Origin of the sequence: Actinomadura madurae, from assembly GCF_900115095.1 — a bacterium.
GTDB classification, from domain to species: domain Bacteria; phylum Actinomycetota; class Actinomycetes; order Streptosporangiales; family Streptosporangiaceae; genus Spirillospora; species Spirillospora madurae.
In genome coordinates, this window is the sequence record NZ_FOVH01000006.1 from 44504 (window position 1) to 63284 (window position 18781).

Annotated in this window: 15 protein-coding genes; 6 read left to right on the forward strand and 9 right to left on the reverse strand. The window is 73.5% G+C overall.

Annotated features, from left to right (window positions below):
* Positions 1-9: 9 nt before the first annotated feature.
* Positions 10-1392, reverse strand: coding sequence for a xylulokinase (gene xylB, locus BM339_RS18545; RefSeq protein WP_033331138.1), 1383 nt, complete (start codon positions 1390-1392; stop codon positions 10-12).
* Positions 1393-1482: 90 nt separating this feature from the next.
* Here xylB and BM339_RS18550 point away from each other — a divergent pair, with 90 nt between their 5' ends.
* Positions 1483-2688, forward strand: coding sequence for an ROK family transcriptional regulator (locus tag BM339_RS18550; RefSeq protein ID WP_033331136.1), 1206 nt, complete (start codon positions 1483-1485; stop codon positions 2686-2688).
* Here BM339_RS18550 and BM339_RS18555 read toward each other — a convergent pair.
* Genes BM339_RS18555 through BM339_RS18565 form a run of 3 tightly spaced genes read right to left on the reverse strand, consistent with a single transcriptional unit; the run spans position 2685 to position 7599 of the window.
* Entirely contained in the window at positions 2685-4208 is a 1524-nt protein-coding gene (locus BM339_RS18555) for a glycoside hydrolase family 43 protein (protein WP_075021672.1), read from the reverse strand. The two genes, BM339_RS18550 and BM339_RS18555, sit on opposite strands and share 4 nt — an antisense overlap.
* The gene (locus BM339_RS18560; RefSeq protein ID WP_337959920.1) at positions 4205-6568 is read right to left on the reverse strand and encodes a glycoside hydrolase family 3 N-terminal domain-containing protein; all 2364 of its coding nucleotides are present in this window, start codon (positions 6566-6568) and stop codon (positions 4205-4207) included. Before BM339_RS18560 ends, BM339_RS18555 begins: the two co-directional genes overlap by 4 nt.
* Positions 6565-7599, reverse strand: coding sequence for a LacI family DNA-binding transcriptional regulator (locus BM339_RS18565; protein ID WP_024934929.1), 1035 nt, complete (start codon positions 7597-7599; stop codon positions 6565-6567). Before BM339_RS18565 ends, BM339_RS18560 begins: the two co-directional genes overlap by 4 nt.
* A gap of 269 nt (positions 7600-7868) precedes the next feature.
* Between BM339_RS18565 and BM339_RS18570 the strand changes: the two genes are divergently transcribed.
* Genes BM339_RS18570 through BM339_RS18580 form a run of 3 tightly spaced genes read left to right on the forward strand, consistent with a single transcriptional unit; the run spans position 7869 to position 10974 of the window.
* The gene (locus tag BM339_RS18570; protein ID WP_021598344.1) at positions 7869-9161 is read left to right on the forward strand and encodes an ABC transporter substrate-binding protein; all 1293 of its coding nucleotides are present in this window, start codon (positions 7869-7871) and stop codon (positions 9159-9161) included.
* Complete coding sequence (locus BM339_RS18575; RefSeq protein WP_021598345.1) at positions 9158-10150, forward strand: carbohydrate ABC transporter permease; 993 nt, start codon at positions 9158-9160, stop codon at positions 10148-10150. Before BM339_RS18570 ends, BM339_RS18575 begins: the two co-directional genes overlap by 4 nt.
* Positions 10147-10974, forward strand: coding sequence for a carbohydrate ABC transporter permease (locus BM339_RS18580; RefSeq protein WP_021598346.1), 828 nt, complete (start codon positions 10147-10149; stop codon positions 10972-10974). Before BM339_RS18575 ends, BM339_RS18580 begins: the two co-directional genes overlap by 4 nt.
* On the opposite strand, the gene BM339_RS18585 is transcribed toward BM339_RS18580, so the two are convergent.
* Genes BM339_RS18585 through BM339_RS18595 form a run of 3 tightly spaced genes read right to left on the reverse strand, consistent with a single transcriptional unit; the run spans position 10949 to position 14008 of the window.
* Positions 10949-11314 (reverse strand): AtuA-related protein, encoded by a 366-nt coding sequence (locus BM339_RS18585; protein WP_021598347.1) that lies wholly within the window; start codon positions 11312-11314, stop codon positions 10949-10951. The two genes, BM339_RS18580 and BM339_RS18585, sit on opposite strands and share 26 nt — an antisense overlap.
* Entirely contained in the window at positions 11277-12644 is a 1368-nt protein-coding gene (locus BM339_RS18590) for an acyclic terpene utilization AtuA family protein (RefSeq protein ID WP_033331182.1), read from the reverse strand. Before BM339_RS18590 ends, BM339_RS18585 begins: the two co-directional genes overlap by 38 nt.
* A 20-nt stretch (positions 12645-12664) precedes the next feature.
* Positions 12665-14008 (reverse strand): CitMHS family transporter, encoded by a 1344-nt coding sequence (locus BM339_RS18595; RefSeq protein WP_024934927.1) that lies wholly within the window; start codon positions 14006-14008, stop codon positions 12665-12667.
* 93 nt (positions 14009-14101) lie between these two features.
* Between BM339_RS18595 and BM339_RS18600 the strand changes: the two genes are divergently transcribed.
* Together BM339_RS18600 and BM339_RS18605 are read left to right on the forward strand one after the other, a co-directional pair.
* Entirely contained in the window at positions 14102-15079 is a 978-nt protein-coding gene (locus BM339_RS18600) for a LysR family transcriptional regulator (protein ID WP_218163687.1), read from the forward strand.
* A 79-nt stretch (positions 15080-15158) separates the two neighbouring features.
* On the forward strand, positions 15159-16214 hold the full coding sequence (locus BM339_RS18605; RefSeq protein ID WP_075021673.1) for a lytic polysaccharide monooxygenase auxiliary activity family 9 protein: 1056 nt from the start codon (positions 15159-15161) through the stop codon (positions 16212-16214).
* A 141-nt stretch (positions 16215-16355) separates the two neighbouring features.
* On the opposite strand, the gene BM339_RS18610 is transcribed toward BM339_RS18605, so the two are convergent.
* Positions 16356-18077, reverse strand: coding sequence for a glycoside hydrolase family 6 protein (locus BM339_RS18610; RefSeq protein ID WP_075021674.1), 1722 nt, complete (start codon positions 18075-18077; stop codon positions 16356-16358).
* On the reverse strand, positions 18074-18751 hold the full coding sequence (locus BM339_RS18615; protein WP_075021675.1) for a cellulase family glycosylhydrolase: 678 nt from the start codon (positions 18749-18751) through the stop codon (positions 18074-18076). The genes BM339_RS18610 and BM339_RS18615 overlap by 4 nt, the downstream gene beginning before the upstream one ends.
* Positions 18752-18781: the final 30 nt, after the last annotated feature.

Consider the following 18781-nt stretch of genomic DNA (forward strand, 5'->3'; position numbering starts at 1 on the left):
GGGTCCTCCTCAGATCTGCGGCGCGGAGTCGCGCAGCGCGGCGTAGCGCTCGCGGACCTCCGCCCCGGAGTGCTCGCTGGTGTGCTCGGTGGCGGGCGGTGCGGGCCAGGCGGGCGGCTCGGGCGTCCCGGCGAGGACCCAGGCGGCCTGGCGGGCGGCGCCGAGCGCGACGTACTCGGCCGGCTCGGGGACGGTCACCGGGGTCCCGAGGATCGCCGGGGCGAGGGCGCGCACGGCCGCGGAGCGGGCGCCGCCGCCGATCAGCAGCGTGCGGCGCGGCCGGACGCCCTGCGCGGCGAGGTGGTCGACGGCGTCGGCGAGCGAGCACAGCAGCGCCTCCACCGCCGCCCGCGCCAGGTTCTCCCGGGTGGCGTTGGCCGTGGTCAGCCCGGCGAGGACGCCGGTCGCGTCCGGGCGGTCGGGGGTGCGCTCGCCGTCGAGGTAGGGCAGCAGCGTCACCCCGCCGGCGCCGGGTCCGGCGGCGAGGGCCAGCGCGGACAGCTCGTCCAGCGAGGCCCCGGTCATCGCGGCGGCGGCCGACAGGATCCGCGCGGCGTTCAGGGTGCAGACGAGGGGCAGGAACCGGCCGGTGGCGTCGGCGAAGCCCGCGACGAGGCCGGACGGGTCGGCGGCGGGATCGGCGGCGACCGCGAACGCCGTCCCGGACGTGCCGATCGACACCACGACGTCGCCGGGACGCAGGCCGAGGCCGAGGGCGGCGCCCATGTTGTCGCCGGTGCCCGGCCCGAGCGCGGCGCCCCAGGCCGTCTCGCCGACCCGCTCGCCCGGGGCGGCGACGCGCGGGGGCTCCGCGTCGTGGCCGAGCGCCGCGCGCAGCAGCTCGGGCAGGTAGGCGCCGGTCGCGGGGGACCAGTAGCCGGTGCCGGACGCGTCGCCCCGGTCGGTGACCGGCTCGCGGGCGCCGAGCCTCAGCGTCAGCCAGTCGTGCGGGAGCATCACCCGCTCGGTGCGGCGCGCGTTGCCGGGCTCGTGCTCGGCCATCCAGCGCAGCTTGGTCACGGTGAACGACGCCAGCGGCACGCTGCCGGTCCGCTCCGCCCACGACTTCGGCCCGCCGAGCTCGGCGACGAGGGCGCGGGCCTGGGGCGCCGAGCGCGTGTCGTTCCAGAGCAGGGCCGGCCGGACGACGTCGCCCGCGCCGTCCAGCGCGACCATGCCGTGCTGCTGCGCGGCGACCGCGACCGCGTCGGCCCGTTCGAGCAGCTCCCGGACCTGGGACAGGGCCGCCCACCAGTGGTCGGGGTGGCACTCGGTGCCGTCCGGGTGCGGGGCGGACGCCTCCGCCACGACGGTGCCGTCCTCGGCGCGGCACAGGACGACCTTCGTCGACTGCGTCGAGGAGTCGACGCCCGCGACCAGGCTCCCGGTCATCCCGCCCCCCTTTCGTAAAGAGCTTGGACTAATTAACGTAGCAGAGGGCCTCCACCCTGCCTATACATGCGATTCATTTAGGGTTCATCCATGACGAAGTCCCCGAAAGGCCCGGTCAGGCACGCGACGATGCGGGAGCGGAACCTCGCCGTCGTCCTGGAGCACGTGGCGCGGCACCAGCCCGTCACGCGGGCCCGCCTCGCCGAGCTCACGGGCTTCACCAAGACGACCGTGTCCAATCTGGTCGCCCTGCTGGAGGGCGCGGGGCTGGTCCGGGACGGGGCGCCCGTCCACGAGGGGGAGCGCGGCCGCCCCGGCGTGGGCGTGTCCGTCCACGGCGGCGGCGCCGCCGGGCTCGGCCTGGAGGTCAACGTCGACTACCTCGCGGCCTGCGTCCTCGACCTGGCCAAGCAGGTCCGCTACCGGCACGTGGTCAGCGCCGACAACCGCGGCCGCGAGCCCGCCGCCGTCCTCGCCGCCCTGTCCGCGCTCGCCGACGAGGCGGTCGCCGCCGCCGCGGGGCAGGGGCTGGCCGTCGCCGGCGCGGCGGTCGCCCTGCCCGGCATGCTCGACCGCGAGAACGGGGTGGTGCGGCACGCCCCGAACCTCGGCTGGGCGGACGTCCCCGTCGCGGGCGCCCCCGGCCTGGCCACGGCCCTTCCCGCCGAGTACGACAACGAGGCCAACCTCGCGGCCCTCGGCGAGCTGTGGTTCGGCGGCGGCGCCCGCCTCGGCGACTTCGTGCACGTCTCCGGCGAGATCGGGATCGGCGCGGGCATCGTCGTGGACGGCCGGGTGTTCCGCGGCGCCCACGGCTTCGCCGGCGAGCTCGGGCACCTCGTGGCCGACCCGTCCGGCCCCGCCTGCTCCTGCGGCGGGCGCGGATGCCTGGAGCAGATCGCGGGCCAGGAGGCGCTGCTGCGCGCGGCGGGCCTGCCGGTCACGCGGCCGGCCGCGGGTCCCGGGGGCTCGGTGGGCCGCCTCGTCGCCCGCCTCGACGCGGGGGACGAGGCCGCGCTGGCCGCCGTGACCGGGGCGGGCCGGGCGCTCGGCGCCGCGCTCGCCTCGGTCGTCAACCTCCTCGACCCCGACGCCATCGTGCTCGGCGGGGTCTTCTCCCCGCTCGCCGCGTGGGTCCGGCCGCCGCTGCGGGCCGTCCTCGCGGAGGGCTCCGGGTCGCTGCGGCGGGGCGCGCCGCCGATCGAGGTGTCCGGCCTCGCCGAGGGCGCCGCCGTCCTCGGCGCCGCCGGGCTCGTCGTGGAACGGGTGATCGCCGACCCGGCGCTGCTCCTCTAGAGCGGGACGTACTCGAACCAGGCGAAGTCGGCGTGGTTCGTGCTCGCCCGGCCGTGCGAGGTGGCGTACAGGCCGATGTAGGCGCCGGTGAAACCGCCCGCGACCTGGCTGGTCAGGATGTCGCCGTCCAGGGGTTCGCCGAAGGGCGTCCAGGCCCCCGCCTCCACGGCGTATGACGCCCGGTACCAGCGGCCGTGGGCCTCGAACCCGAGCCGGACGGCCCCGTGGGCGGCGGGCCCCTTGGCGAGCACCGTCTCGACGCCCTGCTCCCGCTTGACGAGGCGGAGCCCCTGGCCCGTCGAGACCAGCAGCACGTGGAAGTCGTTGTTCTGGACGAGCGCGAGCCCCGCCCACTCGTCGTCGGCGGGCGCGAAGTCGAGGGCGGTGAAGGCGGCGAAGTCGTGGTGCCGCTGCCGCCGCCCGACGAACGACGGGTTGGCGGTGTCGGCGAGGGTCTCCGGGCGGACGCGCAGCCGCAGGTGCCCGGGACGCTCGGCCAGGCTCCACCACCGCTCGCGCGGAGGGCGCAGCATGTTCCACGCGGGGTCCAGTTCGGGCCCGTCGAAGTGGTCGCACGCCGGGACGGCCGGCCACGGACGCGGCGGCAGCGACGGGGCCGCGGGGGCCGGCTCGATCCGGCCGCCGGTGACCGGCCACCCGTCCTCCCAGGTGACCCGGGTCAGGAACGTCTCCCGGCCGAGGGCGCACCGGTCGCCGTGGTGCGGGCGCATCGCGAGGAGCACCATCCACCACTCGCCGTCCGGAGTCTCCACGAGGTCCGCGTGCCCGGTCCCGACGACCGGATGACCGGCGGCGAGGTCGCGGTGGGTCAGCACCGGGTTGCGCGGGTTCCCCTCGTAAGGTCCCGTGACGGCGTCGGCCCGCGCGACCATCACCGCGTGGTCGAGAGCCGTGCCTCCCTCGGCGGTGAGCAGCAGGTACCGCCCGTCGATCTTGTAAAGGTGCGAGCCCTCGGACCAGATCGCGCCCTTCACCGCCCCGTCCCAGATGACGTGCTCCTCCCCGGTCAGTTCCAGGGCGGACGGGTCGAACTCGCGCAGCCAGATCTCCGTGTGGCCCTCGTAGCGCCCGGTGAGCCGCGTGCCGGTGCACCAGGCGCGGCCGTCGTCGTCGAAGAACAGGGACGGGTCGATGCCCGCGCCCTCCAGCCGGTGCGCGTCCGACCAGGGCCCGGCGGGGTCGGTCGCGGTCAGCACGAAGTGCCCCGACCACTCCGTCCCGTCCACCAGGGTGCAGACCAGGTAGAACGTGCCGTCGTGGTGGCGGAGCGTCGGCGCGTACAGGCCGCCGGACGCGGGCACGCCGTCGAGCGGAAGCTGGTCGGGCCGGTGCAGCGCGTGCCCGGCCTGCCGCCAGTGCACCAGGTCGCGGCTGTGGAACACCGGCAGTCCCGGGAACCATTCGAACGTCGACGTCACCAGGTAGAAGTCGTCGCCGACGCGGCAGATCGACGGGTCCGGATGGCATCCGGGCAGCACCGGGTTGGCGAACCGGGTCATAGCGGTGTGACCTTCACGGGGACGGTGAGGACGCGGTCGGTGCCGAGTTCCCGGATCGGTCCCTCCAGCGTGAACGAGCCCCGCAGCGGCAGGTCGGCGCTCGACCGGCCGACCGCCACCTCGACCACGCCGGGCTCGACGATGCGCCGCAGGTCCGGGCCGGTGAAGGAGGTCCGGTCGGCGTGCACCTCGAACTCGATCCGGGCGGCCTCGCCCGGCTCCAGCCGGATCCGGGCCCACCCGGCGAGCCAGCGCGCCGGCCGCACCACCGACGCGACCGGGTCCGACAGGTACAGCTGGACGACCTCCGTGCCCGCGCGGTCCCCGGTGTTGCGGACGACGGCGCCGACCGAGACCGTCCCGTCGGTCGCCGCCCGCTCGCCCGTCCTCAGCTCCTCGTACTCGAAGGACGTCCAGGTCAGGCCGTGGCCGAACGGGTACAGCGGGACGGGGTCGACCACGCTCCAGTCGTGCCCGCCGTCCATCAGCGACCGCAGGTAGGTGACGGGCGGGCCGGACGCGCGGCGCGGCACGCTGATCGGCATCCGCCCGGACGGCTCCACGCGTCCCGCGAGGAGCCCGGCGACGGCCCGGCCGCCCTCCTCGCCGGGGAAGAACGCCTGCACGACGGCGGCGGCCCGGTCGGCGATCGACTCGATCGCGTACGGGCGCCCGGTGAGCATCACGATGACCGTGGGGGTGCCGGTGTCCAGGACGGCCGCTGCCAGCTCCGCCTGCCGCCCCGGGAGCGCGAGCGTCTCGGTGTCGCAGCCCTCCCCGGACGTGCCGCGGCCGAACAGCCCCGCCCGGTCGCCGAGCGCGAGCACGCACACCTCGGCGTCCCGCGCCGCCGCGACGGCCTTGTCGATGTCGGCGTCGTCGGCGACGAACACGTCGTCGGAGGCGGCCACGCGGACGCCGGGCAGCTCCGCCCGCAGGGCGTCCGCCAGCGTCGGGATGTCGACGCCGAGCCCGAGCTCCGGATGCTCGCGGCCGACATGGCTGGGGAAGGTGTAGCAGCCCAGCATCCCGAACGGGTCGTCCGCGAGCGGCCCGGCCAGGACGACCCCGGAGCCGGAGCGCAGCGGCAGCACGCCGTCGTTGGACAGCAGGACGACCGACTCCTCGGCCGCCCGCCGCGCCAGCGCGCGGTGCTCGGGAGGGTCGAAGTCCAGGGCCGCCCCGTCGCCGTCCGCGGGGACCTCGTCCAGCAGGCCGAGCTCGGCCTTCAGGGTGAGGACGCGGGCGGCGGCGCGGTCGAGCAGGTCCGCGGGGACCTCGCCCTCCCGGATCTTCTCGATCAGCGGCGTGCCGTAGCAGCGGACGGTCGGCAGCTCCATGTCGATGCCGGCGCGCAGCGCGAGCGCGGCGGCCTCGCCCCGCGACCCGGCCACCCGGTGCCGGCTCTCCAGGAACGAGATGCCGAAGTAGTCGGCGACGACGACGCCCTCGAAGCCCAGCTCCTCGCGCAGCAGGGTGGTCAGCAGCCGCTCGTCGGCGGCGGCGGGCATCCCGTCCACGTCGGTGTAGGAGTGCATCACCGAGCGGGCGCCGCCCTCGCGCAGCGCCATCACGAACGGCTCCAGGACGACGTCGGCGAACTCGCGCGGCCCGATCGGCGTCGGGGCCATGTTCCGTCCGGCGCGGGAGGCGGAGTAGCCGGCGAAGTGCTTGAGGGTCGTGACGATGCCCGACCGTTCCAGGGCCTCGACGTAGGCGGTGCCGAGGACCCCGACCAGGTACGGGTCCTCGCCGATGCACTCCTCCGTGCGGCCCCAGCGGGCGTCGCGGACGACGTCCAGCACGGGGGCGAGGCCCTGGTGGACGCCGGCCGCCCGCATGCTCGCGCCGATCGCCGCGGCGATCTCGGCGACCAGCTCCGCGTCGAAGGTGGCGCCCCACGCGGGCGGGCTGGGGAACACGGTGGCGCCCCACGTCATGAAGCCGTTGAGGCACTCCTCGTGCGCGATCGCCGGGATGCCGAACCGGTTCCCGGCGGCGACGCGGCCCTGCAGCTCGCGGAGCCGGGCGGCGCCGTCCGCGGCCGCGACGGGCAGGGTGCCGAACACGCGGGTGAGCTGGCCGAGGCCGCGGTCCAGCACCTCCTCCAGGGGCGGGGCGGGCTCGTGCGAGTCGTCCTCCATCGGCGCCACGGGCGCGCCCGCCTCGGCGGGCATCGCCCAGAAGCCGGCGAGCTGGCCCGCCTTCTCCTCCGGCGTCATCCGGGCCAGCAGGTCGGCGACCCGCTCGGCGACCGGCAGCCCGCGGTCCCGCCAGGGCTCGCGGGCCGCGGGCGCGGCGGGGTCGGCTCCGGTCTGTGTCGCGGGCGCGGGGACGACCCCCCGGATCGCTTCGCTCACTTGGCATCCTCCGAAGGGGGCGGCGGGGCGGTGGAGGCGCGGACACGCAGGTCGGTGGCCAGCTCCACCCGGGGCGTCAGCGGCGGCCGCCCGTCCAGAAGCTGGAGCAGCGTGCGGGCCGCGACGCGGCCCATCTCCTCCAGCGGCTGGCGCACGGTCGTCAGCGGTGGCGACAGCCACTCGCAGGTCGGCAGGTCGTCGAAGCCGACGACGCTCAGATCCTCGGGGATGCGCAGGCCGGCGAGCCGGGCCGCCTGGTAGGCGCCCATGGCCTGCTCGTCGCTGCCCGCGAAGATCGCGGTCGGCGGGTCGGGCAGCGCCAGCAGCTCGCGGGTGCGGGCGAAGCCGCCCCGGTGGTGGAAGTCGCCGTACCGGACGAGGTCCTTGTCGACCTCGATCCCGGCGCGCTCCAGCGCCGTGCGGTAGCCGTCCACGCGGGCCTGCGTGCAGAGCATGTCGGCGGGGCCGCCGATCATCCCGACGCGGCGGTGGCCGAGCCCGATCAGGTGCTCGGTGGCGGCCAGCCCGCCCGCCCAGTTCGTCGCGCCGACGCTGGCGATCTCGGTGTCGGGCAGGTTCACCGGGTCGACCAGGACGAGCCCGACCCCCGCCCGTTCGAGCTGGTCGCGCTGGCGGCGCGTCATCCGGGACGTCACCAGGATGACGCCGTCGCTGTGGTGCAGCGCGGGCAGGTTCTGCCAGCTCGGCGGGCGCGCGTCGTCCTCGCGGACGAGCGACACGACGACGCCGGTGCCGTGCTCGGCGCACTCGGCCTCCACGCCGCGCAGGATCTCCACCGCCCACGGGCTGTCGAGGCCGGCCAGGACCAGGTCGATCAGGCCGGACCTGCGGGCGCGGCGCGCACCGCCCGGGCCCGGGTAGTTGTGGGTGCGCAGCAGCGCCTCCACCCGCTCGCGGGTCGCGGCGGCCACGTCGGTCCGTCCGTTGAGGACCTTGGAGACGGTGGCGGGGGAGACCCCCGCCTCGGACGCGATCAGGGCCAGCGTCGGCCGGGACGGCGGGTCCGGCATCTCGTCGGTGCGCACGGGCACGCTTCACTCCTCCCCGAGGAAACGATTGCGAACAGTATCGCAATGTTTCGCTCTCTCCTAGCCCCCGAGTGCCGCGTTCTTCAGGTTTCATTTCGGTCAACGCAGGGCGAAGCCTTGACCCTGGGGTGCCCCTTTCTTAGAGTTCCACGGCAACGGCACTCTCGAAGACTTTCGAAATTTTTCGAAGCGGGACGGTGTCCCCGTCCCGCCGCTCAGGCCAAGCCCACCCCCCGATCCAGGAGGCCACCATGGGCATCCCTCACCTGTCGCGCCGTTCCTTCCTGACCGCGATCTCCGCGGGCGCGGTGGTGGCCACCGCCGCGCCCCTCCTCGCCGCCTGCGGCGACGGCGACTCGGAGGGCGGCACGGTCACCATCGAGTGGATGGACATCGCGACCACCGAGCCGTCCCAGACGCTCTATCCGCAGATCGCCAAGGCCTACGAGGCCTCGCACCCGAACGTCAAGATCAAGCTGACCAACCTGGAGAACGAGGCGTTCAAGTCGAAGATGACGGCGCTCACCGCCTCCGGGAAGCTGCCGGACATCTTCGTCACCTGGGGCGGCGGCGTCCTCAAGCAGCAGATCGACGCCGGCCTGGTGAAGGACGTCACCTCGGACGGCAAGGCCATCCTGAACACCATGACGCCGGTGTCGCAGAAGCCGTACCAGTTCGACGGCAAGACCTACGCCATCCCCTACGACATGGGCGGTGTGGGCTTCTGGTACAACAAGGCCCTCTTCAAGAAGGCCGGGATCGAGGGCACCCCCAAGACCTGGTCGGAGTACCTGGACGCCGTCCGCAAGCTCAAGTCCGCGGGGGTCACCCCCATCGCGATCGCGGGCAAGGACAAGTGGCCGGAGATGTACTACTGGGCCTACCTCGCGATGCGCATCGGCGGCCTGCCCGCGCTGCAGCAGGCCGAGAAGGCCAACGACTTCGGCGGCGCCGGCTTCGTCACCGCGGGCCAGAAGGTCAAGGAGCTCGCCGACCTGCAGCCCTTCCAGAAGGGCTTCCAGAACGCCGGCTACGACACCCCCGGCGGGCAGGCCGCGACCATGGGCGCCGGCAAGGCCGCCATGGAGCTGATGGGCCAGTGGGCGCCCGCGGTGCAGAAGGACGCCTCCGGCAAGGACCTCGGCGACGACCTCGGCTGGTTCCCGTTCCCGACCGTGGAGGGCGGCCAGGGCCAGGCGACCGAGGTGTTCGGCGGCGGCAACGGGCACGCGCTCAGCAAGGACGCGCCCAAGGAGGCCATCGACTTCCTGGCCTTCCTGATGAACCAGGAGAACGAGAAGAAGCTCGTGTCCTCGGGCGCCTTCATGCCGGTCGTGAAGGGCGCCGAGAGCGAGCTCGACAAGAACCGCAAGCTGGTCGCCGACGCGCTGAACGCCTCCACCGGCTTCCAGCTCTACCTCGACCAGGCCTTCCCGCCCGCCGTCGGCCAGGAGGTCAACGACAGCGTCGCGGCGCTCATCGCCGGCAAGAAGACGCCCCAGCAGGTCACGGAGTCGGTCACCAAGGTGGCCAAGAGCCAATGACCCTGTCCGCCACGACCGACGACCGGCCGCGGCACGCCGCCCGGGCCCCGCGCAGGCGGGGCCCCAAGGCGTCGGTGGGGCAGCGGCTGCGCGCCTGGACCTCGACCACCTGGTTCCTGCTGCCCGCGCTGCTGCTGTTCTTCTTCTTCGTCCTGATCCCGATCTTCGTCGCGTTCTACACGAGCTTCTTCCGCTGGGGCGGCTTCGGCTGGCCCGAGGACTTCGTCGGGCTCGGCAACTACCGCAAGCTCGCCGACGACCCCGTCTTCCGCGGCGACCTGTGGCGCGGCCTGCTGATCATCGTGTTCTCGGTGGCCGTCCAGCTGCCGATCGCGCTCGGCACGGCCGTCCTGCTCAACCAGCGGATGCGCGGCCGGGCCATCTACCGGGCCGTCTTCTTCGCGCCCTACATCCTGTCCGAGGTGATCGCAGGCGTCCTGTTCGGCATCATCTTCCTGCCGGGCGACGGGCTGGCCGACAAGATCGTCGAGGACCTGCCGCTGCTCGGCGGCCTCGCCGGCAAGTGGTTCGCCGACCCCGACACCGCGCTGCCCACCCTCTTCGCCGTCATGACGTGGAAGTACTTCGGCTTCCACATGATGATCTACCTCGCGGGCCTGCAGGGCATCCCGTCGGAGGTGCTGGAGGCGGCCTCGATCGACGGGGCCAGCCCGTGGCGGCGGTTCCGCAGCGTCACGCTTCCGCTGCTCGCCCCGACGCTGCGCATCAGCGTGTTCCTGTCCGTCATCGGCTCCATCCAGTTGTTCGACCTCGTGTGGGTCACCACGACGGGCGGGCCGACGCACTCCACGGAGACGATGGCCGTCACCATGTTCCAGTTCGGCTTCAAGCGCTACCAGATGGGCTACGCGGGCGCGATCAGCGTCGCCATGTTCCTCATCTGCATGGCCTTCTCCCTGCTGTACCAGCGCTACGCGCTGCGCCGCGACCTGCAGGGCGCGGTCACCTCCGCGGGAGGCCGCCGATGAGGGCGAGCCTCGCACGGAGCCTGTCCCGGCACACGCTGGTGTGGGTGCTCGGCTCCTTCGTCGTCGTGCCCCTGCTGTACGCGGTGGTCTCCGGCTTCAAGACCACCGGCGACCTCACCTCGGACCCGTTCGGGCTGCCGGATCCGTGGAAGGTGTCGAACTACACCGGCATCCTGTCGTCCGGCGACTTCTGGCGGCAGATCGGCAACAGCGTCCTGGTCGCCGTGGCCACCACGCTGATCACCGTCGCGGCGTCGGCGCTCGCGGCGTTCGCGTTCGCCCGCTACGCCTTCCGGGGCCGCGAGCTGTTCTTCACGCTGTTCGCGGCGGGGCTGATGTTCCCGCCCGCGGTGGCGGTGCTGCCGCTGTTCGTCCTGCTGCGCTCGTTCGGGCTGCTGGACAACCCGCTCGGCATCATCCTGCCGCAGGCCGCGTTCGCGCTCCCCATCACGATCATCATCCTGAGGTCCTTCTTCCGGACGATCCCCGGGGAGCTGGAGGAGGCCGCCATCATGGACGGCTGCACCCGGCTCGGCTTCTTCTGGCGCATCCTGCTGCCGATGGCGAGACCCGCCCTCGGCACCGTGTCCGTCCTCGCCATCGTGACGAGCTGGAACAACTTCTTCCTGCCGCTGCTGGTGCTGGCCGACCCGAAATGGCAGACGATCCCCGTCGGCATCCAGCAGTTCCAGGGGCAGTACTCGACGGACTACGCGCTCGTCATCGCCTACATCGTGCTCGCCATGGTGCCCGCCATCGCCTTCTACGCGCTGGCCGAGCGGCAGCTGATCGGAGGGCTCACCGCGGGGGCGACGAAGGGCTGACCTCGATCTCCCCGACCTCGATCTCCAGGGACAGCAGGATCGAGCTGAGGCCCTTGCCGTGCGCGTCCAGGGCCAGCGACGTGGTGACGCCGCCGTCCAGCGACTGGCGGCAGACGAACAGCAGCGCGCACAGGTTCGGCAGCTCGTGGCGGACGACCTCGCCGCGCACGCGGTCCCCGAGGTGCCGCCGCACCGCGCCGGCGGTCAGCTCCCGGACGAGGTCCGGATAGTGCTCGTCGCGGTACGGGAACACCGACAGCGTCGAGGTGTCGCCCTTGTCGCCGGCGCGGGCGTGCGCGATCTCATGCAGTGGGGTGCGCCGGTTCGCCGGGACGCGCAACGGGGACCTCCAGGATCTCGGTGGCGGGGGCGACGGCCTCGCGGGGCAGCAGCGCCGACACGATGCCGATGACGTCGTCGACCCGCGTGCGGACGCCGCCGCCGCCCGCCGGGCCGTTGGTGTAGAGGGCCTCGACCTCGTGGCACACGTCGCCGGCGCGGCCCGGGTCGGGGGCCAGCGCGGCGACCCGCAGCCGGCACTCGCCCGCCCGGCCGTCCCGCGGCTCCGCGGGCAGGGTCCCGATCAGGTCCAGCCGCGGCCGGACGCCCGCGCGGGCGAGCCTCTCCTCGACGATCCGCGCGGCCAGCTCCGCCCGGCGCCGGGCGTTCGGCCCCACGTAGGAGATCTCGGCCTCGGCGCGGTGGCCGGCGTGGTAGCCGACGCTGACCTTCAGCGCCTCCGGGCGCGGACGCCCCGCGGCGCCCCGCACGAGGACGCGGTCGGGGCCGGTCTCCTCGACGGTGACGCCCCGCACGTCCAGCAGGACGTCCGGGGTCCGGTAGGCGGCCGGGTCCGTGATCTCGTACAGGAGCTGCTCCCGGACGGTCGCGCGGGAGACGACGCCGCCGGTGCCGGGCAGCTTGCCGATCGTCGCGGACCCGTCGGCGCGGACGTCGGCGAACGGGAAGCCGAGGTCGGCCAGGCCCGGGACGTCCTTGTACCCGGGGTCGGCGAAGTACCCGCCGGTGATCTGCCCCGCGCACTCCAGCAGGTGGCCGACCAGCGTCCCGGCGGCGATCCGCGGCCAGTCCGCGGCCTCCCAGCCGAGCCGGTGCGCGATCGGCGCGAGGAACAGCGAGGGGTCGGCGACCCGGCCCGTGATCACCAGGTCCGCGCCCGCGTCGAGGGCGGGCAGCAGGGCGTCGGCGCCGAGGTAGGCGTTGGCCGAGATGACCGGGCCGTGCTCGCCGAGCGGCCGGCCGTCCTCCAGCGCGGGCGCGTCCAGGTCGAGCCGGTCGAGCACGTCGTCGCCGGTGACGACCGCGATCCGCAGGCCGCCCAGCCCGAGCCCGGCCGCGATCTCCAGGGCGGCCCGCCCGGCGGCGCGCGGGTTGGCGGCGCCCATGTTGGACAGGATCGGCGCGCCGGCCCGCGACGCCGGAGGCAGCAGCGCCTCCAGGCGGGCGCGCAGGCGCGGGTCGTACCCCTGGGCGGGGTCGGCGAGGCGGCGCCGCTGGCCGAGCGCGATGGTCCGCTCGGCCAGGCATTCCAGGACGAGCGCGTCCAGGTTCCCGCGCTCGGCGAGGTCCACGGCCGGGGCGATCCGGTCGCCCTCGAAGCCCGCGCCGCTCCCGACCCGCACCGTGCGCGGGTCCTCCGGTCGTGTCATGGGGTCCCCCGAATCGCCGGTCACGCCGTGATGGCCCCGGTGAGCAGGGCCGCCGCGGTCATGACGATCGTCGTCCCGAACGCCCAGCCGAAGATGAACCGCTGGTGCGACCCCAGCTCGACCCTCGTCATCCCGACCAGGATGAAGGTGGACGCGGTCAGCGGGCTCAGCGGGAAGCCGGTGGTCATCTGGCCCAGCAGCGCCGCCCGGCCGATCTCGGCGGGGTCGCCGCCGAGGCCGGACGCCGTCTCGGCGATCACCGGCATCACGCCGAAGTAGTAGGCGTCCGGGGTGAAGACGAGGCTGAGCGGCATGCTCGTCACCGCCGTGGCGGTCGGCAGCAGGCCCCCGGCCCCGTCCGGGACGGCCGACACCAGCGCCTCCGCCATCTCCTTGATCATTCCGGTGCCGCCGAGGATGCCGGTGAACACCCCGGCCGCGAAGATCATCGTGGTGACCAGCACGACGTTCGGGCCGTGCCGGTCCAGCAGCTCCCGCTGCTGCGCCCAGGCCGGCCGGTTCACCAGGACCGCGATCGCGAAGGCCAGCACGAACAGCACCTCCAGCGGCATCAGCTCCGCGACCAGCGCGACGATCAGCGCGGCCGTCAGCGCCAGGTTGAACCAGAGCCGCCATCCGGCGGGCGCCCGCAGGTCGGCCGCGGCGGGGGTCCCCGGGCCGCCGCCGGGCACCCCGGTCTCCTCGCCGGGCTCGGCGCCGGGCTCCAGGACGACCTCGCCGCGGCCCTCCTCCCGCAGCCGCGCCCGCTCCCGCCGCCCGATCATGTACGCGGCGAACAGCACCCAGGCGATGCCGGCCGCCATCGCGGGCAGCAGCGGCACGAACAGCTCGGAGCTGTCCATCTTCAACGCGGCCATGGCGCGCGCCGTCGGGCCGCCCCACGGGACGAGGTTCATCACCCCAGCGCCCAGGCACACCACGCCGGACAGCACGAGCGGCCGCATTCCGAGCCGCTTGTAGATCGGCAGCAGCGCGGACACCGTGATGAGGAAGGTGGACGCGCCGTCGCCGTCGAGCGCCACGCACAGGGTCAGCACCGCGGTGCCGACGGTGATCCGCATCGGGTCGCCCGCGGCCCAGCGCAGCACCCGCCGGATCGCCGGGTCGAACAGGCCGGTGTCGATCATCAGGCTGAAGTACAGCACGGCGAACGTGATCATGATGGCGACCGGGGCCACCTTCACCACCCCGTCCGCGACCATCGCGCCGAGCTCGCCGCCGAAGCCGCCGATCAGCGCGGTCGCGACCGGCACCAGCACCAGGGCGAGCAGCACCGACAGCCGCCGCGTGACAGTCAGGGCGAGAAACAGCCCGATGGTCACGAAGCCCAGCGTGGCCACCATGGGGACCTCCCTTGTCCGGGTTGCCCACGAGTGTGAGCCACGGCACTCTTGTAGGTCCAACATCAATTGGACATGCATTGATGTGGTCGACGCATGAATCGGGTGGTGCGCATGGACCTGACCATCCAGCAGCTCCGGGCCGTGCTCGCGGTGGCGCGCGAGGGGGGCTTCACCGCGGCGGGGGAGCGGATGCGGCTCGCCCAGTCCTCGCTCAGCCGGACCGTCGCGGATGTGGAGCGCCGGGTCGGCGTCACGCTGTTCGAGCGGACGACCCGCCAGGTCCTGCTCACGCCGGCCGGGCACGAGTTCGCCGGGGTCGCCGAGCGGATAGTCGGCGAGTTCGACCGCGGCATCAACCATTTCAGCGGCTTCCTCGCCGGCACCCGCGGGCAGGTCCGCATCGCCACGCTGCCGTCCCTCGCGGCGACGCTGCTGCCGGCCGTCGTCTCCCGGTACCGGCGCGACCGGCCCGGGGTCCGCGTGCAGATCGAGGACGCCCTGCTCGGCCAGGTGCTGGAGCGCGTCGACGCCGGGCACGCCGACCTCGCGGTCACCGTGCTCACCGAGCCGCCGGGCCCGCTCGCCTTCCGCCAGATCGCCGCCGACCACTTCTTCTGCGTCTTCCCGCCCGGCCACCCGCTCGGCCGCGGCGGCCCGGACGAGCCCGTCCCCTGGTCCGCGCTCGGCGGCCACGAGTTCATCGCGTTCGACCGGGCCAGCAGTGTCCGCAGCTTCGCCGACCGCGGCCTGCGGGAGGCGGGCGCCCGGCCCGGCCCCGTCACCGAGGCCCGCAACATCGCCGCCGTCGCCGGGCTCGCGGCGGCCGGGCTCGGGGTGTCGGCCGTCCCCGGGCTGGTGCTCCCGCTCATCGAGTTCGCGCGGCTGGAGCGGCGGCGGCTCGAACGGCCCGCGCTCTCCCGCCCGATCGGCGTCGTGTCCGACCCGCGGCGGCCGCGGGCCCCGGCCGTCCGGCACTTCCTCGACCTGCTGGAGACGAGCCCGGGGCTCGGCCTCGACCTTCCCGAAGGCGCCGAATGGACCCCCGTCCCCGGACGGCCGGTGAAAGCCTGAAAGGGCCGTTCACGGGCCGGCGGAGGCGGAGCTAGCGTCCGCCTGGACAACGGTCTCCTCGGCCCGCGACGGGAGGAACATGGGAAAGCGAAGACGGCGGGCGCTGGCGGCGGGGGCGGTGCTCGGCCCCGCGATGGTGGCGGGCGCGCTGCTCACCGCCCCGCCGGCGTCGGCGCACGGCGCGATGATGGTGCCCGGCAGCCGCACGTACCTGTGCTGGAAGGACGGCCTCAGCCCGACAGGGCAGATCACCCCGCACAACCCGGCCTGCGCGGCGGCGGTCGCGCAGAGCGGCTCCAGCTCGCTCTACAACTGGTTCGCCGTGCTGCGCTCGGACGGCGCGGGCCGCACCCGCGGCTTCATCCCCGACGGGGAACTGTGCAGCGGCGGCGCCGTCGTCTACGACTTCAGCGGCTACGACCTGGCCCGCGACGACTGGCCGGTCACCCACCTGACGTCGGGCGCCGGCATCGAGTTCCGGTACAACAAGTGGGCCGCCCACCCGGGGACGTTCCGCACCTACATCACCAAGGACACCTGGAGCCCGACGCGCCCGCTCGGCTGGGACGACCTGGAGGACCAGCCGTTCTACAGCGCCACCGACCCGCCGAGCGTCGGCTCGCCGGGCAACGAGGACGCCTACTACCACTGGAACGCGACGCTGCCGTCCGGCAAGTCGGGCCGCCACATCATCTACACCGTGTGGGAGCGCTCGGACAGCGACGAGACGTTCTACGGCTGCTCCGACGTGGTCTTCGACGGCGGGAACGGCGAGGTCACCGGCGTCGGCGAGGACGGCGGCGGACCGACGGACCCGCCGGGCGAGCCGGGCATGGTCTGCACCGCCGCGTACCGCTCCACCGGCAGCTGGGGCGGCGGCTACCAGGGCGAGATCACCGTCACCAACACCGGCACCCTCCCGCTCAACGGCTGGATGGCCCACTTCACCTTCGCCAACGGCGAGACGGTCGACAGCCTGTGGAACGGCACCTACACGCAGTCCGGGCCGGACGTCACGGTCACGAACGCGAACTGGAACGGCTCGCTGGCCGTCGGCGCCTCGACCACCTTCGGTTTCACCGCCAAGACAGCGGATGCGGCGACCGCCCTCGAACCGCACTGCATGACCTCCTGAGAAGGCCTCCGGCACACGACACGGCCCGCGGCGTCCGGCAGGGGACGCCGCGGGCCGCTCCCTTTCCCGAACCCCGCCCACGGACATGGAGAGGCCCCGTGACCGGAGCGTGTCACGGGGCCGTTTCCTCCTTGGCGGCGATTACTGGACGGGCGGGTCGGCGTTCCTGAGCAGCTCCTGGAACTGGGCGGAGAACCAGTGCCCGGACAGCGGCGCGTCCGGCAGCGCCCCGCTCATGTTGTTGTTGTTACGCGGGTTGCCCTCGTACGTCGGGTCGCACATCCGGTCGAAGCCCTTGCCCTCGTCGTTCGGGATCTCCTCGCTGGCCCCGTCCGACTCGCCCGGGGGCTTCATCCACACGTAGGCGTCGATACCGGATGCGGGGGCCGCCTTCGGCCGCTCGCCGAGGCCCGCTCCCGCCTGGTTGCACCAGTTGCCGAGGTGGATGCGCCGGTCGGTCCGGCCGCCGTCCACGTAGGCGTTCACGTCCGTCGTCGGGCCGGGGCCGGACGGGCGCTCGGACCCGCCCCAGCCGTTGCGGCTGGTGTCGATGAGCATGCCGATTCCGGAGTCGAACCCTTGGCCGACGAGTTCCTGGCGGAACGCCTGCGCGTAGGACAGCTCGTCCACGTACCTGTTCCAGTCCACCCACGTGGACTGGCGGACGGACGTGCCGTTCACGGTGTCGTTGATGGTGAAGTAGGGCTCGGTCAGCGCACCGTAGTTCGCGGTGTTGGTGATGAACCCGGCGACGTTGCCCTTCGAGCCGGACATCTCCGCCACCTCGGCGAGCAGCTGCGCGGTCGGGCTGAAGTTGTCGTCCCATCCGATCCAGCCGTGATGGCCGATGTCGATGTAGTTGTAGACGTTGGACAGGGCGCCGAGCTCTTGCAGCGCGTAGGCGATGCCCTTCTGGTAGTTGCCGTTCTCCTTCATGACGTTGCAGTTCTCGGTGGCGGTCGGCCGGTCGCCCGCGTTGGTGATCAGGTTGGGCAGCGAGTCGATCTCCACCACCGCGGCGATCCGCAGGCCGGCGTACTTCGCGTCGCCGAGGATCTCCGCGATCGGGTCGATGAACTGCGTCTTGTACTTGTCGAGCTCGGTCGGGCCCAGCTCGCCGTTGGAGGCGAGCGCCGAGCAGTCGCGGCCGGGCAGATCGTAGACGACGAGGTTGACCAGCCCCGCGCCCTGCTCCAGAGCCTCGTCCAGGTGGTCGCGCAGGCCCATCCCGCCGTTGACGCCCTCGATCGCGGCGATCCGGTCCAGCCACACACCGGTCGGCTGGTTCGCGATGGCGTCTCCGCCCGGCTCGGCCACCGCCTTGGCCGACCACTCGGGGTTCACGTACGCCTTCACCCCGGCGTACGGGTTGTCGGCGCGGTCACCGGACGGCGGGTCCGTGGGCGGATCGGTCGGCCCGCCCGTCGACCCGTCGCACACGGTCCCGTTGAGCTTGATCTGAGTGGGAGCCGCGTTCGTGCCGGAGTAGGTGCCCTGGAAGCCGGGGTTGACCGAGGCGTTCGTGGCCAGCGTCGTGGCCCAGCTCGGATTCGTCACGGTGACGTGCTGTCCGGACTGGCCGAAGGTGCCGTTCCAGCCCGAGGTCACCTGCTGGTTCCCGGCGAAGTCCCACTCCAGCGTCCAGCCGCCGCTGATCGCGTCGCCGAGGTTGGTGACCGTCACGGAGGCGGTGAAGCCGGTGCCCCAGTCGTCGGTGGTGTACTCGACCTCGCAGCCGGCGGCCGCGCTGGCCTGGGCCTGGGCCAGCGCGACCGTGCCTGAGGCGAGCAGGAGCGCCGCCGAGGCGGCGGCCAGGCCGCGGCGGCGGGCGCCGGGTCTCCTGCGCGGGAGGGGGTGTCTCATCCGGATTCCTCCATCTGGTTGGGGTGGGCTGCTTCCGGAAGGTCAGGGGAGGGCCTGCAGGTGGTTGCGGTGGCGACCTGCCGCCAGAACTCCGGCGCGTGCTCGGCGTCCGGCATGGGCTTCTGGCAGTCGGCGTCCGCCGTCTCGCAATGGCTGTCGTAGCCGGTCCACGTCCCGTGGCTCCAGTGCAGTTCGAGGATGGGCGTGATGCCGTTCTCCTCGAGCAGCGCGACGTAATTCTTGACGGCATTCCGGTAAGCGGTGCCCCGGTAAGCCGGGTCGACGTTGTCCAAGCCCAGCCAGCAGTCGGAGTTGAGCGGCACCCGGACGGCGTTGACGTTCCAGCTCTTTATGGCGGCGACCGATGGCGCGTCCATCGGCCCGTCCCATATTCCGCTGCCCTGGACGCAGGCGAATTCGCCGCCGGACCGGTTCACGCCGAGGAGCCGCACCGTGTTCCCGCCGGAGTCGACGAACCTGTTGCCCGACACCGGCAGCTCGGGCGCCGGGCCGTCGGGCGGGGGAGTGGTCGGCGGGTCGGTCGGGTCGGCGCCTGTGTCGCATTCCGTTCCGTTGAGGGTGAAGGCGGCAGGGGGCGCGTTGGTGCCGCTGTAGGCGAACCGCGCGCCGGTCAGCGCGGCCACCGCGGCGGTGCGCGGGGAAAGCGATCTCATGTGATCTCCGCTTTCACATCGTGTCCGTTC

Excerpts from the sequence above, each read along its gene's own strand:
- xylB (WP_033331138.1), bottom strand. The coding sequence starts at position 1,392 with ATGACCGGGAGCCTGGTCGCGGGCGTCGACTCCTCGACGCAGTCGACG.
- BM339_RS18550 (WP_033331136.1), top strand. The coding sequence starts at position 1,483 with ATGACGAAGTCCCCGAAAGGCCCGGTCAGGCACGCGACGATGCGGGAG.
- BM339_RS18555 (WP_075021672.1), bottom strand. The coding sequence starts at position 4,208 with ATGACCCGGTTCGCCAACCCGGTGCTGCCCGGATGCCATCCGGACCCG.
- BM339_RS18565 (WP_024934929.1), bottom strand. The coding sequence starts at position 7,599 with ATGCCGGACCCGCCGTCCCGGCCGACGCTGGCCCTGATCGCGTCCGAG.
- BM339_RS18570 (WP_021598344.1), top strand. The coding sequence starts at position 7,869 with ATGGGCATCCCTCACCTGTCGCGCCGTTCCTTCCTGACCGCGATCTCC.
- BM339_RS18575 (WP_021598345.1), top strand. The coding sequence starts at position 9,158 with ATGACCCTGTCCGCCACGACCGACGACCGGCCGCGGCACGCCGCCCGG.
- BM339_RS18580 (WP_021598346.1), top strand. The coding sequence starts at position 10,147 with ATGAGGGCGAGCCTCGCACGGAGCCTGTCCCGGCACACGCTGGTGTGG.
- BM339_RS18590 (WP_033331182.1), bottom strand. The coding sequence starts at position 12,644 with ATGACACGACCGGAGGACCCGCGCACGGTGCGGGTCGGGAGCGGCGCG.
- BM339_RS18595 (WP_024934927.1), bottom strand. The coding sequence starts at position 14,008 with ATGGTGGCCACGCTGGGCTTCGTGACCATCGGGCTGTTTCTCGCCCTG.
- BM339_RS18600 (WP_218163687.1), top strand. The coding sequence starts at position 14,102 with ATGAATCGGGTGGTGCGCATGGACCTGACCATCCAGCAGCTCCGGGCC.
- BM339_RS18605 (WP_075021673.1), top strand. The coding sequence starts at position 15,159 with ATGGGAAAGCGAAGACGGCGGGCGCTGGCGGCGGGGGCGGTGCTCGGC.
- BM339_RS18610 (WP_075021674.1), bottom strand. The coding sequence starts at position 18,077 with ATGAGACACCCCCTCCCGCGCAGGAGACCCGGCGCCCGCCGCCGCGGC.
- BM339_RS18615 (WP_075021675.1), bottom strand. The coding sequence starts at position 18,751 with ATGAGATCGCTTTCCCCGCGCACCGCCGCGGTGGCCGCGCTGACCGGC.